The sequence below is a fragment of the Paenibacillus xylanexedens genome, from assembly GCF_001908275.1.
Lineage (GTDB): Bacteria > Bacillota > Bacilli > Paenibacillales > Paenibacillaceae > Paenibacillus > Paenibacillus xylanexedens_A.
In genome coordinates this window covers 1,695,468-1,713,232 of the sequence record NZ_CP018620.1, presented here as the reverse complement: position 1 = coordinate 1,713,232, position 17,765 = coordinate 1,695,468, and the positions used below count along the sequence as shown (strand labels likewise).

At 40.6% G+C, this 17,765-nt stretch carries 12 protein-coding genes; 1 reads left to right on the top strand and 11 read right to left on the bottom strand.

Annotated features, from left to right (window positions below; genetic code table 11):
• Positions 1-27 precede the first annotated feature (27 nt).
• From BS614_RS07655 to BS614_RS07620, 8 genes are all read right to left on the bottom strand, one after another.
• Positions 28-1,386 (bottom strand): ATP-grasp domain-containing protein, encoded by a 1,359-nt coding sequence (locus BS614_RS07655; RefSeq protein WP_074093523.1) that lies wholly within the window; start codon positions 1,384-1,386, stop codon positions 28-30.
• Entirely contained in the window at positions 1,383-1,634 is a 252-nt protein-coding gene (locus BS614_RS07650; protein WP_036668367.1) for an acyl carrier protein, read from the bottom strand. Before BS614_RS07650 ends, BS614_RS07655 begins: the two co-directional genes overlap by 4 nt.
• A gap of 13 nt (positions 1,635-1,647) precedes the next feature.
• Complete coding sequence (locus tag BS614_RS07645; protein ID WP_244898284.1) at positions 1,648-2,595, bottom strand: NAD-dependent epimerase/dehydratase family protein; 948 nt, start codon at positions 2,593-2,595, stop codon at positions 1,648-1,650.
• A gap of 371 nt (positions 2,596-2,966) precedes the next feature.
• The gene (locus BS614_RS07640) at positions 2,967-4,022 is read right to left on the bottom strand and encodes a hypothetical protein (RefSeq protein ID WP_074093522.1); all 1,056 of its coding nucleotides are present in this window, start codon (positions 4,020-4,022) and stop codon (positions 2,967-2,969) included.
• Between the two features lie 49 nt (positions 4,023-4,071).
• Entirely contained in the window at positions 4,072-5,565 is a 1,494-nt protein-coding gene (locus BS614_RS07635; RefSeq protein ID WP_084174447.1) for a class I adenylate-forming enzyme family protein, read from the bottom strand.
• Positions 5,562-5,804: an acyl carrier protein gene (locus tag BS614_RS07630; protein WP_074093520.1), complete on the bottom strand. Its 243-nt coding sequence runs from the start codon at positions 5,802-5,804 to the stop codon at positions 5,562-5,564. The genes BS614_RS07635 and BS614_RS07630 overlap by 4 nt, the downstream gene beginning before the upstream one ends.
• Before the next feature lie 798 nt (positions 5,805-6,602).
• A complete protein-coding gene (locus BS614_RS07625) occupies positions 6,603-8,312 on the bottom strand; it encodes a recombinase family protein (RefSeq protein ID WP_074093519.1) in 1,710 nt (569 codons plus the stop codon).
• Between the two features lie 74 nt (positions 8,313-8,386).
• On the bottom strand, positions 8,387-8,533 hold the full coding sequence (locus BS614_RS07620) for an SHOCT domain-containing protein (protein WP_074093518.1): 147 nt from the start codon (positions 8,531-8,533) through the stop codon (positions 8,387-8,389).
• A gap of 664 nt (positions 8,534-9,197) precedes the next feature.
• Here BS614_RS07620 and BS614_RS07615 point away from each other — a divergent pair.
• Positions 9,198-10,382 carry a hypothetical protein gene (locus BS614_RS07615; protein ID WP_157116044.1) on the top strand — a complete coding sequence of 395 codons (1,185 nt, stop codon included), beginning with the start codon at positions 9,198-9,200 and terminating at the stop codon, positions 10,380-10,382.
• 121 nt (positions 10,383-10,503) lie between these two features.
• Here BS614_RS07615 and BS614_RS07610 read toward each other — a convergent pair whose 3' ends face one another.
• From BS614_RS07610 to BS614_RS07600, 3 genes are all read right to left on the bottom strand, one after another.
• Positions 10,504-13,614, bottom strand: a complete 3,111-nt coding sequence (locus BS614_RS07610; RefSeq protein WP_074093516.1) for a hypothetical protein — start codon at positions 13,612-13,614, stop codon at positions 10,504-10,506.
• Between the two features lies 1 nt (position 13,615).
• Positions 13,616-15,628 carry an SNF2-related protein gene (locus BS614_RS07605; protein ID WP_074093515.1) on the bottom strand — a complete coding sequence of 671 codons (2,013 nt, stop codon included), beginning with the start codon at positions 15,626-15,628 and terminating at the stop codon, positions 13,616-13,618.
• A gap of 304 nt (positions 15,629-15,932) precedes the next feature.
• Entirely contained in the window at positions 15,933-17,765 is a 1,833-nt protein-coding gene (locus tag BS614_RS07600; RefSeq protein ID WP_074093514.1) for a DUF262 domain-containing protein, read from the bottom strand.

Here is a 17,765-nt window from a genome sequence, read left to right as displayed (position 1 = left end):
TCATGGCTTCAAGCGCTTCGGACTGCATCAGCGGGCGATCTTGAAGGATAACGACGACAGCACCTCATTAACCTTAGTGGTCAATCGTTCGTTATCCCATTCCCCTTCGATCAACGAATAATATAATCTGCCTTTCACCTGCTTATTCCGGATCCCCTTGCACTCGCTGACGACTTTGTTAATAAAGAGCGTATTCGCGCTTAAAGGTAAAATACCGAATCCTCGATCAGGCTTATATAGAACACCCTCGCGGTCCAGCGATTCAAGCAATTGATCGAATGATACATCGCATGCAAACTGTAAAGTCGCATGTGTCATGCTCCCGGCCGTGTCGTGCTTTTTCAGGTAGCGGTCAACGTAATGCTTGATCAGACTCATCGATCTTCTTGCATTCACCTCAACAATCGGAACGATGCGGCCGTCTGTCAACAGCATAGAATCGACGCATACGTCGCCGTGATAACCCGACCGATAAAGCTCGCTAGCCGCCCGTTTCATTACATCAAAATACTTCGCTTCCTGCAGCATATGAAGCAACCTATCGTCTGCTGTATAGGAGCCTTGGTAAGCGAAATTGTGATTAACCAACTGCTGCACTGAGATATGTCGGTAAGTGCCGTCCGGATCGATGTGGAATTGGCAAGAAAAATCCAATTCCTTGCGGAGGAACGGCTCAATAATAAACCGAACCGTTTTTCCCTTGCTGCACTGATCGGCGACATAGGATGTGACTCGCCGCAAAATCGCTTCCGACTCGATCAGCAAATTGCCTTTCCCCGATACCCCAAACTCATCTTTGATCAGGAAGGGTCCTTGATTCAGCAAAGTCAAGCCGCTTGCCAGCAGCTCTTCGGGAGAATAGACCGTCTGGCTGTCACACCGAAGATCAAGGCGACGGTTCAATTCGGTTGAATACAGCTTCGAATTGACAGTCTGAACCGTTTCGATAGCTGGAAAATCCTGTTCCAGCCCGTAACGCGCTGCAGTACGATCCGCCCCCGGAATGACGGCAAAGGGCGACAACCGGGCGCCGTCCAGCAAGTAGAGATCCATGTCACCCATTCGATCGGCTGATGTGAGCAGGTCGAATATATTGGCGGTTCTGCCTACGCTTCCTACATCAGGACTCTCGAGATCGGTTGAATTGGAAAGAAATTTAAATCCGATCTCATGCAAATACTCTTTATGGCAAACGTTCATTCGATAGCGAGTAATGAGCTTATCCTGCGCCTCGCAAAATGGGAAGAGCAGCTCATCCATGGCCATCACGATATTCTCCGTTTCAGGATCGTGAAACGACGGCAGTTTGGCTAGATTAGGGTCGCGCCAGAAGCGTTCCGCGTCAAATGTCCCGATAATGAGCTCGAACTTGCGTCTATCGTTCATACAGGCGCTGTTTTCTGCAGCTCCGAGATATAATTGCAGAAGGTCGTGACCGACTCCATAAGATTGAAGTCGAATTGTTCAAAATCGATTTCAATACCGAAACGCTCTTCCACCTGTAGTACAAAAGTAATTAGCTGTAAAGAGTCCAATCCCCCGTCTTCCATGATGTTCGAATGCTCGTTCAAACTGTTTGCCAGTTGGGCGTCTTCCTTGATTTCGCATATCATCGCTATGATCTGTTCTTGCATAGGTACCTCCCGTTTAATGGATATATTGACCCTGGTAATAATGGATCGTTCTAGCGAGTGCATCATGCAAACTGATCGCCGGTTCCCAGTCCATAATCGTCCTTGAAATGGTAATATCCGGCTTCCTTCTCCTTGGATCGTCTTCCGGCAGCGGGAGAAACTCTAACTGCGCGTTGGACTTCATTAGCTCCTTCAATATTTGGGCGACTTCAAGTATGGTGACTTCCTCCGGATTCCCCAAATTGACTGGCTGTTCATACGTGGTGCTCAGCAGTCTCACAATCCCTTCCAGCAAATCGTCGATATACTGAAAGCTCCTCGTCTGTCTGCCGTCGCCATAAATCGTAAGGTTTTGCTTAGACATGATTTCATTAATGAAATTGGTAATGACGCGTCCGTCATTTAAATCCATCTTCGGGCCGAATGTATTGAAGATCCGAATGACCCTTACCGGTATACCGTATTTCCTGTTCATCCAGTAGGTGATCGCCTCTGCATACCGCTTCGCTTCGTTGTAGCAGCTTCTTGCTCCAACCGAATTTACGTTGCCATAGTAGGTCTCCGGCTGAGGGTGAACAGTTGGGTTACCGTAGATCTCGCTTGTTGAAGCCAAGAAGAAAGCAGCCTGCTTTTCTTTGGCCAGATACAGCAGATGCATCGTCCCTTCGCTGTTGACCCTCATCGTTTCGATCGGATAGGACAAATATTTAGGCGGACTGGCAGGACTTGCAAAATGCATCACCCAATCGACAGGGCCTTCAATTGCGAGCGGATAAATGACGTCATGCTCGATAAACTTGAAATTGGGCGACCGTAAGAGATTGTCTATGTTGACAGTAGACCCGGTCAGAAAATTATCGACGCCGATAACGGTATGGCCTTCCCGCAGCAGCCTCTCGGCAAGGTTGGAACCGATGAAGCCTGCGACTCCTGTTAATACAATGAATATTATGATCCCCACCCTTACTTAAGGTTTGTGAAACCACTATTAATTCAATCGAACAGGTATGGTTCTATGCATGAATCACAAGATGTCGGGTCAAATACTAGGAGAGATTCTTGAGGTGAGTGAATTCGCTGTGGTTGTGCCGGAAAAAAGCGCTTGAAGCAATGCGGATCGTTGAAAGACAAGAAAGCAATAGGCTGTCAGCAAACGGAATCTTTAAGACAAGAGCAACGGTTTGGCTTACTCAACACGCTGTCTCCCAACGATTATAATCCCGGCATCACTCCTTCCATAAATATGCCCGGATCACCACGGGCTTCGCGCTAAGGCTTCTATTCGGGTGCAAGAAGAGATATCCACAACTGACATCATCTGCCCCCTCAACATTACTGAATAGCTACCTTCTTCAGCCATCGTTCAAGGAATATGGATTCTTCATTTTCTATATTCGTAATCAGCGTTTGTAAACTTTCGGAAATAATTGTATCCTTTGTCAAATTATATTTAATCGCTAGATTCACAAAGATTTTTGCTTTAAGTTCAATAGCTGTGAATTCATCTATATGCTCTTGATTTAATTCAATTAAATGCTGATTATCGTACAAGTACTTGAATCTTAGCGTCATTATCTTCTTATGATCATAAATTAAATGAAAGGGTCTTATATCAAGCATAGCCTTATGTTCCGATGTCTCTTTCACATAATTATATAGAGTTGTGTATATTTGCATGCCGAAGTCAAGATTATCCCTGTCGCCCCCGTAGTTAAACATCTCCCAATACTCCGGCGTTTTGTTAGTGAAATAATTTCTTATCGAATTCACTAGGGTATCTGCACTGAATTTATCCTGATATTGATCATTGAATGTATACAGGTAAACCATTTCTCTTAGATAATCATGATTCGTTGTTAGATGATTCGTGTCGAACGCAAGATTGAAATCATTAAATGATATCTCAGCCTGACTATACACCCCGTTCTTAAAAAAATCGGAAACATACAACATCTCTCTATCCAAATCATAGCCGTAAACAAATATGTCATGATGCAATTGAAGTTTATTGTAGCGATCGCTTAGGGGCACGTAGAAATAATTGATCATGGTGTGGACATAGTTATTAGCATTAATATTTTCTACAATAAAATGAATAACAGAGTCCCATTTAGTTGTTACCGTATCTCTATGTATCTTTTGAGTAGTAATCCATTTGCACGTATCCGAAGGCCGCAGTTCATAAGTCAGAGGGAAATAAAAATCTCCCCAATGATGTTTATAATCTTTGTTAATAAACAATTGGATATAATTGCTAAATATCCATGAGTGTGCACACTCGTAATGGGTAAGTATGGACAAGAGATGAGCATGTTGCGTATAGGTTGTAATCATCGGATAACTGACCGGCAATATTTTTCTGCCTAACGTTTGAGTTGAATTCTTCAACCTTTCGTTCACCCCTGGTTATCTGGTTAAATGGCTTAAGGATTTCGAATCAGTGTATCTCATTTAGCAATAAGCGCTTCGTGCTTGCCCTGTCCAGTTTTCCTGTTTTTGTTTTTGGAATGTTATCGATAATCCTCCATTGTCTAGGCACTTTATACGTTGACAAATGCAAGTTGCAATGTCGTGTCAGTGCATCTATATCAATCAGGCATTCATTTAAAACTTTCAGAAATGCGATAGGTACTTCGCCTAACAGATCATCGTGTACACCAACAACCATGACCTCCTCCACTTCTTTCAAGCCGTACAAAAATTCCTCAATTTCTTCCGGATAGATATTGATACCGCCGGATATAATGATATTCTTCTTTCGGCCTGTGAGTATAAGACACCCTGATTCATTCCAATATCCCAAATCTCCTGTCTTTAACCAACCCTCAACAATGGTAGCGTTCGTTAACTCCGGGTTTTTGTAATAACCGAGCATCACATTCGGGCCCTTGACCCAAATTTCTCCGATAGCCGCTCCTTCAACCTCATTCTCTTCTTCGTCAACAAGACGAATAGAAACGTCATTTATGGGTGATCCACAGGATAGGCAGCGCTCTCCCCGTTCCATCATGGTCACCCGCGGAGAAGCTTCGGTCAATCCATAGGTTTGAATAATGTCCGCGTGAGGAAATACAGTCTGAAGATGGTCTACTAATTTCGCGGGAATCGCCGCACCGCTAATTACAATAAATTCAATGGAATCAAAGGCACTCCAGTTCTTTGTCTGATGGAAATCGGAAACAAAGTGCATCAATTGCGTAGGCACCGCTGAGAATGCCGTGACCGCCTTATTCTGAAACAGTTTAAACACTGTGCGCGGCAGCAAGGGCAAGCTGATAAGTTTAATTCGGGTTCCATATAACATACAAGAAATCAATTGCGTGACAATCGTAGAACTGAAATGAACGGGCATCGTTACAAGAAACGAATCTTGATCCGTATACCCCACCTTTCCGCCATGTGCCAACGCATTCGTTAATACATTCCAATGGGATAACATAACGATTTTAGATTTTCCGGTTGTGCCCGATGTAGGAAGGAGAATCGCACATTGATTGGGATCGGACTGATTGGTTAACGAGATCGATTCGAACGAAGGCATTGGTTCTTGCGATAAATCCTGAGCGGTAACCCAAGGAATGTCGCAATTGATATGCGCTGGCTGTGCAGATTTGCTGATAACCAATTTGGCGTCACTGGCATTTAAAATATTTTCAATTTCAGTATTGGACGCCGAATAAGGAACCGGTACTAACACATAACCGCAGAATTGAATGCCCAGCGCCGCAAAAATGAACAAGGGCTCATTATTTGTGTATAATGCAAGATGACTTCCGGACTCAAGCTCAAAATTCTTGTGGATATATAGAGCAATCAAGTAAGCTTCTGTCATCACCTCTGCATAAGTCCATTGCTGCTTTAGATCTTCAAGGATAATATGATCTTGGCGATTAGAGGCCTCCAGAAATAGGCGCTGAATGATCGTCATCATAGCGTTTTCACAGTCAAATAATTAAGGATTAATCCAGCCGTGGAGAACTTCTCAAATAACAGATCTTCATCAGGGATCGAGATGTTAAACTTCGATTCCATTAAAACAATAAGCTTGATGAAGCCTACTGAATCGATCCCTTGGTCCAACAAACGGGTATCGTGGTCTTCCGGATACTCGATGTCCAGTTCAGCAAAAATTTCATCTCTCAAGATAGATTCTATTGATTTAGACATCATATTCCCCCGTTAGATAATCTTTAGAAAGGCTGATTAAAGAGGATAGTATACGTGATGAGCAAGTGAAAGTGATTTTGAAGAAGAATAAGTTCATAACGATGGAAAAGGTGAATTTGCACTGAAAGAGTTGTTTGCAGAGATGCTGCAATTCATGCTGGAGGTGGAATATGACACGGTTCATGTCATAAAAAGCTTGACGCGAAGAGTACAACGACGGAAATACTTGAGGGTTCCCTCGTCAACATCGCAAAGCCTAAAAAAAAAGCATTTTCCCAAGCAATGAAGCGTTGCTGAAAATGCTCTACAAAACTACGATGAATGTCACTCGTAAATGGACAGAGTGTATATAAAACTGGGAGTAAGTCCCCAATCAACTCTCCATTTTCTTCCTCGACGGGATCGAACTATACTGCGTAAAGTTTTGCTTGGAGAGCGTTTACACTAGTAGATTTACAGCACCAAGCGCTCGATATATTTAATATAATTACATATATGCCAATTGTCAACAGTTTTGAAAAAGCCCGTTGATGCCCTCTGGAATTCCATTCGTCATCTGGCTGTTTCTAGTATTACAGGTACAAAAAAAGACACGGAAGAACAACTCCGTGCCTATATAAAGCAATCATCCCGCTTCACCGAACTTCAAATTGAAGGTCAACAGGTCTTTAAGCAGTTATTGAAGACGGTTCAATCAAAGCCATACATTACATATTTCCCGTCCTCAATCCATAAGGAAGTTGGAACAACGAGAGGCGTAGGAGTTAATCCTGCCCCTTCCATTTTAGCATCGCCACCGACTCAACATGTGTCGTTCTCAGCAAGGGAAGACGCTTCCCCCCTTTCATTTACGTAGGATTTTTTTTGCTTAAACATCTTACTTTCGACGGTATTTGTGAAGCCCGTTTTATAAATGAACTTCAGCTTGTGTGGTTCTGGCTGTGTAGGATCAGCAAAGTCTCCTATAATAACCTTCTCAACAATGCTTTCGAAAACATTACGGTCAAAGGCAGAAAGCACTTCATGCTTTTGCAGCACCTTTCTCAAATGCTCCAATCTCTTTTCCAAATCAATTTCCTGCCGCGAGCCTTTTTCTAGCTGAGTCTGCTCAGCTAAAAGCTTATTGAGTTGCACTTCCAGTTCCCCATACCGGCTCTCATACGTAGCTCGATCTATTTTTTCATCCAAGCAAAGGTCAATGAGCTTACAACGCTTTTGCTCCAATAGCTTGATTTCATTTTTCACTTTATTTAGTTGCCGAATATGGTTCTGATTATTAAGAACAGTTTCCATATTTCCCATCAACTCATCTAATACATCCGTATGATTACTGCACAATCTCCGATAAGATTCAAGAAAAGCACCTTCAAGTACATTTTCGAATAGAGCCTTGCTATGTGGACAATACTTCCTGCCCTTTTTCGTTGCGGTCACGCATTGCCAGATTACCTTTGTATGGTTCGTTCCACTATGCCAGTTTCGCCTGGATAAGTTACTACCACAAAACGCGCATTCTAGCTTACTGCTAAAAGCAAACTGTCGGCTATATTTATTACGTTTTCCCTTTTCAACGCCTCTTAATCTTGCTCCTCTTCGATGCAGGATAGCCTGAGCCTTTTCGAAAATCTCTTCACTGACTATTGCCTCGTGATGATTTCTTATATAAAATTGATCTTCCTCGCCGTAATTCTCCAGCCTTCTTTTTGAAATCGGATCAACTGTAAAGGTCTTGCCTTGAAGCAAATCACCCTTATATTTTTCATTTTTAACAATACCGAGAATCGCACCATCCTGCCAAATACTTCGACCTGCCCGTGTTTTATGACCCGCGGCAGTTAATTCCTTAGCAATCATATGAGCCCCATAGCCAGCTATGTAACGCTCGAATATATAACGAACGATCTCCGCTTCCTTCTCATTTACAGATATTTTCTTCGTTTGAACATCATAATCATAACCCAGGCAGCTTTGAAATCCAACAAGCTCGCCACGCTTCATTTTCATCTTCAAGCCCTTTTTAACGTTGGAGGAAATATTTTCAACCTCTTGCTGTGCCACTGAGCTTAAAATAACTAATAACAATTCGCCGTCCATTGTCATCGTATTGATATTCTCATCCTCAAAAAACACAGCTACATTCTGCTCCTTGAGCATTCGCACATATTTGAGTGTATCTAGCGTATTTCTAGCGAATCGGGATATAGACTTTGTGATAACCATATCAATTTTTCCATTCATGCAATCATCAATCATTCGCTGGAAGTTCTCACGCTTGTTGACCTGTGTTCCCGTGACTGCTTCATCTGCATAAATATCAACAAGCTGCCAATCTCCTCGTTTGTTCACAAGCTCAGTATAATAGGCAACCTGTGATTTATAGCTACTAATCTGCTCCTCAGTATCTGTACTTACTCTTGCATATGGGGCTACTCTTAAAATATCAGAACTCCCACCAGCTTTTCGGTCAGATATTTTTCGGCTGGCCTTAATCACTTCTACTTCATATGCCATTGTTACTCCTCCCTCAGCGCTTATTATCTCGGAATTAGTATAATAAGACTGGGTGTAATCAACAATTGTGCGAATCAGGTTGTCAGGTCAGAAATCACACCGTAGTCCTTCATGATTTTGCTTTTGAGCGCACGAAACTCCTGTTCGGTAATTAGAGATATGGATAATAACTGCTTGAGCATAGCAATTTGCATGCTATATCGGATCAGATTGTGCTTCATACAATACCTCCCAATAAAGCAGATTAAGAAAATCATTATTAAAGGGTTTTGTTCACGATAAACACATAGTTTGCTACAAGTTTAAATGAAAGGGGCATGCGAATGCCCCTTCTCCTCTGTTTTGGTTTGACAATTCACTTATCCAGCGAACGATGGTTAGTCATTCTCATAGGTATCTAACCTCTCCCAGGTTCTCTGCGAGCTGCCCCCATTGCGATAAGCTGTGGCTGGACAGAAGTATCATTGTACCTTCGCATGAATTGTCGCCTTAAATGGAACCACCATTTATTTACTGCATGGCAAAAATCGCTCGCATCCTATAGAATAAAATAAGATGATTATGGCGCACCTGCAGACTGGCTTACTCCTTTTAGAGCATTCGAAGAACGTGCTGGTTAAGATGATTTTTTTATTTTCAATGAACAAGGAGAAGATATCCCTCTACTTGTCATTTCATTTTCTAGTTAAAATCGGACCTGCTTTTGAATATAAAAAGTTTATATGACTATATGGTTAATTTAGAATACCGAAAAAGCATTATCACAATCTGAATAATACTCATTTTTATAAACTCTTCTTGTTGTATAAACAATGGGGGCCTAAAGAGTATTGATAGATAATGTTTAAGAACACAAATGAATAAGAAACCCATTTAGGAGAATTGATGATGAATAAAAAGAAATCTATAATTCAACAAGATGACCATATTATTCTTCCAAAAGCCACTTTACGTCGCTTTGCTGATAATAAGACAAAAAAAATATGTTGTCTTAAATTAAGCGATTCAAATAATTTAGCGATAACTAAGCATTATCCCAAATCTTTTCACACTAAATCCAATTACTATAATCCAGAATTTGATAATATAGTGAAACGATATGAAACACTAATTGGAAAATGGCATAAAGAAATAATGAATGCGATTAAAACTAATACCATTGAATCTTTGATTACTAATCGTCTTGAAGAACTCAAAAAAGACATAATAGAATTGATCACTATACAATTCCATCGTACTGTTTTAGCTGATGAAAAATTATTAGCGCAATATATAGAACAAGAAAAAAAACGATATGAGGAATTTAGTGCAAATTTTTTCAGAAGTGGTAGAATACCAGAAGGCTTTTTAAACAACAAGCAACGATTTTTCAACAAAGAAATTGATCAGGTTCAGTATTATTCACAAAACATATTGGGACAACCCAACGAGGGAATCGAAAAGACTTATAAAGATTCTATTCCTTATATTTTCTATATCCCAAATGAAGTTGATTCCACGTTTCTGCTTCCCCCTCAACATTTTGTACCAAATAATGCATTTGCAAGGTTCATCTTATCGCCAAGACTTGCGTTGGCTTTATATAAAGATAATTCTCCCCAGCGCACTATTATTCTAAAAAAAGAAGATGTAGACTGTTTAGTTCCAAGAGCTATTGAAAGTGCTTTATCAATATCAAAGGAATATCAAGAAATTATCGGTGAAGAAAAATATCTTCATTATATAAAAAGTAAAATTGAAAAATATATGTCAATGATTACAGAAATCGCAGAAGAGCAAATAATTATAATTAGTGGAGATGAAGAAATTTTACAAGATGACCAAACCATTCTTGAAATGATAGTTTCTATAATGTACTTTAAACCAGAAAGTAAAAAAATTATCATAGAGACAGGGGTACTATCAAGCAAATTATTAAAATTGGATGAAACAACAAAAAATGAAGGCTTGTATATGTTTGCAAAGTGGGGATACAAAATTGTTTTAATACATCAACACGATTTAAGCAATTCGAACTCTGGTATTGCAATAGCCAAAACTAAGGAAGATGCAATAAAACTACTTTCATAATTAATTTGAGCGTGTCTAAAAACTCGGATTAATGAGTTTTTAGACACGCCCTAGTCTCGGGGGGTTCTTACCTTTCATTTTACAGACAATATTATCGTTATATCTTCTTCGCCCCTCTAGATTAACAATTATCTATATACCACTTTACAGCCATCAAGGGAGTCAACAGCACGGCATATTGATCCTTGGCTGTGGTGTAGTTGTCATCATCCTCATACAACTCAACCGTTTGTACAACAACTCTTTTCACTGCATGAATCGTACATTTGAGATAATATGCAGGTATTTCTTTGTGCTCCCCTAAGTATTGGAGCCACTCCCGGAAGGAAATATCCTCTTCTTCTCCAAAACGAACATCAATAATACTTAAGGACTCTGTTTCATAATAGTGATTTGCGCACATATACAAAGATATCTTATATTTTTTTCCGACACTATTATCATTGTATGGAATACTCTCTCTCAACATAAAAGTATTCAATATATTAGATTCATAGTCACAGATTGAACAACTGGTAGAATAGCCGAACAGCTTATTGCTCAAATCCCGGGTAAAATACATTTTTCTTTTCTTAGTATCACTTCGGAAATCATGCCTCTGGACGACGCTATTTAGAACCTCAAACTCAGATGATGACAGATCATGCCGCGGCTTCCAATAAGGAGAAAACTGATCATACAATTTCACAATAGGTTTGTCCACCTTCTTATAGACTGTATGCAGCATGTCGAACGATTGCAACAATCCGTCCAGTAGTTTAGCAATTTCGGCCGTTGTGACACGCTTCGAATTACCGGACTGCAGCCTTCCGGGCAATATGCAGATCAGATCTTCGGACCGCATCTCGCCAGTAATATGACTAAGCAAACGAATCCTTTGGATTTCATCATCCTTAACTCCCATAACATAGATTTCCTTGCCAAAGTCTAGTGATTTACCATCGGAATCACTCTTCTGCAAAGCCTCAATGAACACGATTTTGTCCAACAACTCTCTGATGGTCAGAGGTGACTCCCCTGTCACACGACTAATCGTATCCACTTCAAAGTCCTGGTACTCATCTGTCAAACTAACGGTCACAAAGAAGTACTTGGACAGCTTGCTGTTTTCGAACAAACTAGGGTTTTCGATTTTGGTAATCTCCCTTAGTTCTTGATACTGGTACTGGCAGTCAGATACATCATATTGTGCGATTTTAATGGAATTGTACTTGATCTTCAGTAGGTTTTTTTGATCTGCATCATAAGTGCAGGTAAGCCGCTTGGTACCATTTCCGTATTCGTAATATTGATAATTCATAAATCGTTTAATACATGTGAGCTTATCCGAACGGTCGACATCTCGCAGCAGATGATCCTGAAATAAATCTAACAAAAATTGATGAAAAGTATATTCCGATTTTAGAGGAGTGTCTTGGCCTCTGTCTCCAACGTTTGCAACCAAGTCGGTCTTGGCCAGCAACGTAATATCATCCAACACAAAGTCATTTGCAAATAAATACTCCCTACCGCCGACTGTTAACGTCCGTTCCCCATCATAATGTCTGACAAGGGATCGATTGGCCTTAATGGCCTGCATTAATTTGGCCAACGTTTCCTGAGTAAACATCAGGTCCACTTCCGCTGACAGCAACGCAAATGTTGCTTGATCCCTGGGAGTTAGTCCATTTAAAAGCTTCGTACTCTTGCTTATTTCAGGTTTAATTTTACTATTCTCTTCATACTGATCATACTGCATAATACAAGTTTTTAGCAGTTTTTCCTTATCGCGAGCAACGAGATCAAACCGATGCCTCAACTCAATAAACTTGCTGTATTCGGATTTCCGATGTGCTCCGTTACCTGGATTAACAAAAATAAAGCAGCCTTCTGGTATGTCTTTCTCATTGGGCATGACCATATTAAACACTTTAAAATCACGCAGTCTAATATAGTTGTCCTTCAATTTAACGCTCGTATGATCAAGTAGAACGTTGAAGACCTTGTCCCATTTTCCATCTGCATTTGCAGTTTTCCGCTTATAATCAATAAAATCGAATAAAAACGACAAACGATACGAAAAGATAGGCTTGGCTTTTTCCTGACTCTCAAAATACAATTCGTGTTCAGACATTGTGCGAATCATCGCTTCTACATCTTCGGCTATGAACATTTCAACCCTGTTGCGCTTGTTATCCTGTACTCCTTTGCGATCGCTCGTAATATAGTATTTTTCATCTTCATTGTCAAAATAGTCTGGGTCGGTTGTTGGAATGTTGATATAGAAAACAGGCAGATCGGGATTAGATGATTGACCGGTCAGCTCATAAGTTGAAAACAAATTGTATCTCCACTTGTCAATGTAATCCGGCATCTTCTCACTAAGTCGTGATGCTGGCAACAAATACTCAAACATACTCCGCTTTCCTTGGTACAAATCCAGTACAACGCCTTCTTCGTTCTTGCTGAAGGTTACCCGTCTTTTTGCCCCGGCTATCTTGCTGCAAATGGAATACTCGGTGTCCCCAATTTTTATTTTAATCATCTTTTCCGGCTTCTTGACCGCTGCGAATATAAGGTCAACTGGTGTTAAGTATTTTCCCTTATCGCCGTCTACAAGCGTAGACAAGTCTTGCTTGACTTCTTTATACAACTCGGCCGATAAACCCAGCGTAAAAATCGTTCCTGTATCCCTGTCTGTCTTGGCTTGACTAAGTAAAAGTTCAGTAATTTGAATTGTGCGAAGGTTAGAAATCTCAATACTGCGAATGCTCATATACAGTTGCAGGCAGTCGGCGCCTTCCCTGTGGAGAGATTCAATACGCACGTACTCAGAGGAAAGCATCGCCCCTTTAGCCCCAATCCCAAAAGCACCTGTTTTGTTGCGATCCTTGGATGTATGTTTCTGGCTCAAAAAAGAAATAACGTCGGACATCTGAAAACCTGTCTCATTGTATCGTAATACAATTTCCCGATTGGATGGGTCAAATTCAATACTCACTACCGGATTCTGTTCATAAGAGCAATCCAGAATATTTTGCATAATTTCCCGAATCAGCGATTCCTTTAAGTAGGGGGTAATTCCAGCTCCTCCGTTATCTACGTCATAGATATTGTTGTAGTGTTCTTGTATCGCACATGCGGCCTCGCCTGTATTAAGAAGCAGCCAATTTGCATTATCTTTGACCAACTCTGCATTTTTTGTACTCAAGCCTCTGTTTATGTTACGAATTGCCTCCGAGATATGATTCATCTTATGCTCCTCTATTGAATTGTTCAATCAATTCTCTTAAACTACAATTCTCCCTGTTATCCTCGGCAGTTCTCCATACTTTCCACACATTGTAGACCACTCCAAAGACAAGATCCTCACTTACCTTGTCTCGTTGGATTCTTCTATGAAGAAAAGCTGCAACAGCATCCAACGATTTAAGTGTGCTGATTTCTTGCCGCAAAATTGAAATCCCCTCATCGTACCGCTTGATGTCGGCTGCGAACGATGCATACGCAGGTGTATAAATCCGTTCCTTCAATACAGCATAGGTTAATCGGGTTCCATCTTTGCCGTATACCACTGCACGGTTTTCCTCTTCCGCAAACTGACGGATCTTGTTGGACAGATTATCGCCGCTACCGTAGCCCATCCGAGTAAACAAATTCCTCAAAACCTCCTCCGCCGCCTCTATAGTAAGAGCATCAATGTCTTCCTTCGTCCTGATCAGTTTCATTAGTCGCTCCCGATCTTCCTGCATTATTTGTTTTACGGATGTAATCCTGACATAGACCTGAATTAATTCAGTAAGCCATTGGATATATCTGGTGGAACTATACAACAGATTTTTGCTCGGCAACAACGGAATCACATCATTCTGGAATCGGCGAAATAGTCTGTATAGATATACCGTATCGAATAGTTTGTTCGTATCTTCAAAGTAATACAGGCTCAGTTCATTAAATTGTTCCATGTTAGTTACTCTGTCGATTCTACCAAAGCGCTGCTCCAGATCAGCCGGCGTATCCGGTAACTCGTAATTAATGAGATGATTGAATCTGGACAGATTAATGCCCACAACACCTATCTCATGCGAAATAACAAGGATTCGCTTTGTACTAAGCTCGCTGTTCTTATTGTCCAACATCGCTATTTTGTTTCGCCGTTCTTCGGGCAAATACGTTTTCCCATGCATAGCTTCGATTTGATCCTCGCCAAACCGACATATGAGCGCTTTTCTCAGATAATCGATTACTAACCGATGTTTGGCAAAAATAACAATTTTATTATCCACGCCTTCCTGGAGGATTCGATCCGTTACAGTGATAAGCTTCGCCAATTTATCATCAAACTGCGTTATGACCTCTAGATCGCTTTCCAGATAGGAATGCTTAATAAACCTTTTGTACACCTCGTCGGAAGCAAATGCACGGCTATAATTAAAGATACATCCCAGCTTTCGCTCCAAGTCTATACTAGAATAGGTTGATTCTATACGCTGTACTGTTACGTCATCAACAGTATATACAATCGGTATAACCTTTCTATTCCGAAAATCCTGCTTATTCAGCATCATTTCTTTAAAGTTACGGGAAATCGGATAGTCTGTGCTGAATGACACGGAACGAAGCGGATCAACGGTCTTATCGTTTAGATCAATCGATTGGTTCAATAACTTTCCCACTAGATTGCATTCCTGATTGAAATTGTCTCCTGAGGTTTTGATGGGCGTAGCGCTCAGAAACAACACGCTCTTCGCGCGGAACTGCTCAAGAGCACGGTATCGTTCGGAGGCCTCGTTCTTACTTCCATGTCCCTCATCCAAAACGATTAGATCCCAATCAATATTGTGGGTCTTTATCCGATCAATAGCCGCATTGGAGTTTATCTGATCACGACTGTCATAGGTAACAATACATAGATTGGAGAGCTCGTTCAGTTCCTTAGAATCCGGCCCGTAAACGTCAATAGCTTCTTTATTGCCATTAATAATTTTAAAATCTAGTCCGAACTTAACCAATAATTCGTTATACCAATTAAATACCAGATTTGGTGGACAAACCACCAGAATTTTATTTCCGCCGTTCATTATACTATTCCAAATTACAATGCCCGACTCAATTGTCTTCCCACAACCAACCTCATCAAAGACAAAAGCAAAACCGTTATGTCTGACCTTTTCCATAATAGCAAACTGCAACGGGAGCAATCTTTTCTTTGATCTCTCCATCATTTGAATATTTTGCAGTACAATATACTGAATCCTGTTTGTCATCACTTTACTCCTCGATAATCGAACTGTCCGCTTTAATGTCGATGCGATCATTTATCAGCTCATAGTTGTTCTCAAATAACACGATAGAAGTACATCATATCCTTTCGACAGCGTGTTGTTTTATAAGTATTGAGTTATAGTCGCCGGTGGTGCCTTATTCTAAACCTCTCATAAAACCACTCTTATTCAATATATGTACTAACTCAGTTATCCTTTTTTTCTTGTTTGAAACGGCTCGTTAAGCTTTATTATGACTTAATACTACCATTTCAAACTTGGTATAGGATTGCTTGGGGAACGACATTCAATCCAACTCAAGTGCTGACCTTATTAAGTTAAACATTTCTTCTCCATGAGCGATTGCCACTTCTTCTGTCCATGCGTTGGCATCGGTAGTTAAGTCAGCCATTTTTCTTAGTTTCAGACTTTGTCCACCAATCCCGTTGCGAAAATTCGCCTTTTTAGCAAGTGGCAAATTATTAGAAAACTTAGAGTTTAACCCACTTGAAACAAGGCATAGGTTACCGAAATGATTCAGGTCTTGCTCGTCCCATTTGACATTGCTGTCGATGGGATGCTGCGGATACCAATGCTCCACCGAATTACGGAATTCAAATTGGAAATCCTGCTTCGTTTTTTGCCACAACAAGTAATCCAAGTAATTGAATACTATGTGCGGAGTAATTGGTCCTAAAGAAAACTCACCATCGTTCATATATTCACTTACTGCCACTTTTGCGATGTTTTCCAGTTTGTCTGAATGTTCATTTGAGTCATAGCCATCCATATGAAAATAGAGCCACGCAAGGAACTCTGTAGCCCAATGCATGACCAGCGGGGATGTATATGTCACCCTTAACATGGATTGCAACATTCGACTTGCGATTGAGTCAGTAACATCCACATAGTACGCTTTTGGCTGTCTTTTAGCATATTTTCTGCTATTACTCCATGAAACCTTGAGTGATTTAAGACTCCATCTTCCTTCTGTATCGTCGCTGCTGAACTCTCTTTTTAGCATAAAATTATCAAACAAAAATCTACATCTTAACAAGCATAGCCCGAAACGCTCTACAGTTTCACCAACATGCTGTTTACGAGGAAATACTGTTTCGAAACGTTGAATGAGTTTTTTGTCATCAATCAGTTCTCCACTCCACGTTTTTTTAGTGCCCACTTCAGCCTCATTTTCCTCTACTTCAAAAATCTTTAATACGTGCAAGAGAAAATGTCGAAATGTTAAAAAACTTTCAAAACGTATATTGTCCTCATCTGAATGATCGAGGCGAGATGTATTTATTGATGTAACGTCTGCGCTCTCAGCAATCTCACTTATTGAACGCATTGCCGTGCTGTCTGTTTTGCAACTTTCTAAATAATACCCGTCAGAATCATCAGGGTAACAATCCCAGTCATCTCCAAAGTAGTGCTTTCTCTCAGCTACGTCAAAGTGCATTTGCACATAGCCCGTCATATCGCTGCAAGCATCCCATATGCGAGCAAAAGCATCCCTTTTTTTTTCATCGGATATCATCTCTATTAATCTGGACTTTACGATATCCTGCTGCTCCAGTTGCTCACCACGATTGTTCATAATTTCAAAATATTTGTTCAGGTCGGTGTTTTGCGGGACAATTACTCTCAAAAGATTGACCTTTTCCAGTTTTCTCTTTAATTCTTCAGTTTTCAGAGTTCCTGATGAATCCTCAACTTTACCAAGAATTTTCTTACATATAACATTAAAACCTGAAAGTATACCGCCATCTGCATTTTCCCGCCAGCCAACCTCATCAATGTTTGTCAATCTTACCAGTGTATTATCGGACCTCGGTCGGTATTCAAAAGAGACAGCGTTTCTCTCAAACGGAAAACTTAGTGCAGTAAGCAAAAGGTAGAGAGCCGTCAATCGTTGCTGACCATCAATCACCTCAAACTTTCCATCTTTGCGCTCAAACACAATGAGGTTACCAAGATAATAATTATCTGTCTCAAAGTTTAGTATGTCATCAATCAGCTGCTCAATTTCTTTATCTTCCCATGCGAATGCCCTTTGATAAAGTGGTATGATATACTTGTTCTCACTGAAAATATTCCCTCCTGCAAAAACAGTTTTAATGTTATGGACGTTGTTTGTCAT

Bases quoted from the DNA above. Each gene is read 5' to 3' on its own strand.
- BS614_RS07655 (WP_074093523.1), bottom strand. From the start codon at position 1,386: ATGAACGATAGACGCAAGTTCGAGCTCATTATCGGGACATTTGACGCG.
- BS614_RS07650 (WP_036668367.1), bottom strand. From the start codon at position 1,634: ATGCAAGAACAGATCATAGCGATGATATGCGAAATCAAGGAAGACGCC.
- BS614_RS07635 (WP_084174447.1), bottom strand. From the start codon at position 5,565: ATGATGACGATCATTCAGCGCCTATTTCTGGAGGCCTCTAATCGCCAA.
- BS614_RS07630 (WP_074093520.1), bottom strand. From the start codon at position 5,804: ATGATGTCTAAATCAATAGAATCTATCTTGAGAGATGAAATTTTTGCT.
- BS614_RS07625 (WP_074093519.1), bottom strand. From the start codon at position 8,312: ATGGCATATGAAGTAGAAGTGATTAAGGCCAGCCGAAAAATATCTGAC.
- BS614_RS07620 (WP_074093518.1), bottom strand. From the start codon at position 8,533: ATGAAGCACAATCTGATCCGATATAGCATGCAAATTGCTATGCTCAAG.
- BS614_RS07615 (WP_157116044.1), top strand. From the start codon at position 9,198: ATGATGAATAAAAAGAAATCTATAATTCAACAAGATGACCATATTATT.
- BS614_RS07610 (WP_074093516.1), bottom strand. From the start codon at position 13,614: ATGAATCATATCTCGGAGGCAATTCGTAACATAAACAGAGGCTTGAGT.
- BS614_RS07605 (WP_074093515.1), bottom strand. From the start codon at position 15,628: ATGACAAACAGGATTCAGTATATTGTACTGCAAAATATTCAAATGATG.
- BS614_RS07600 (WP_074093514.1), bottom strand. From the start codon at position 17,765: ATGACAAACAACGTCCATAACATTAAAACTGTTTTTGCAGGAGGGAAT.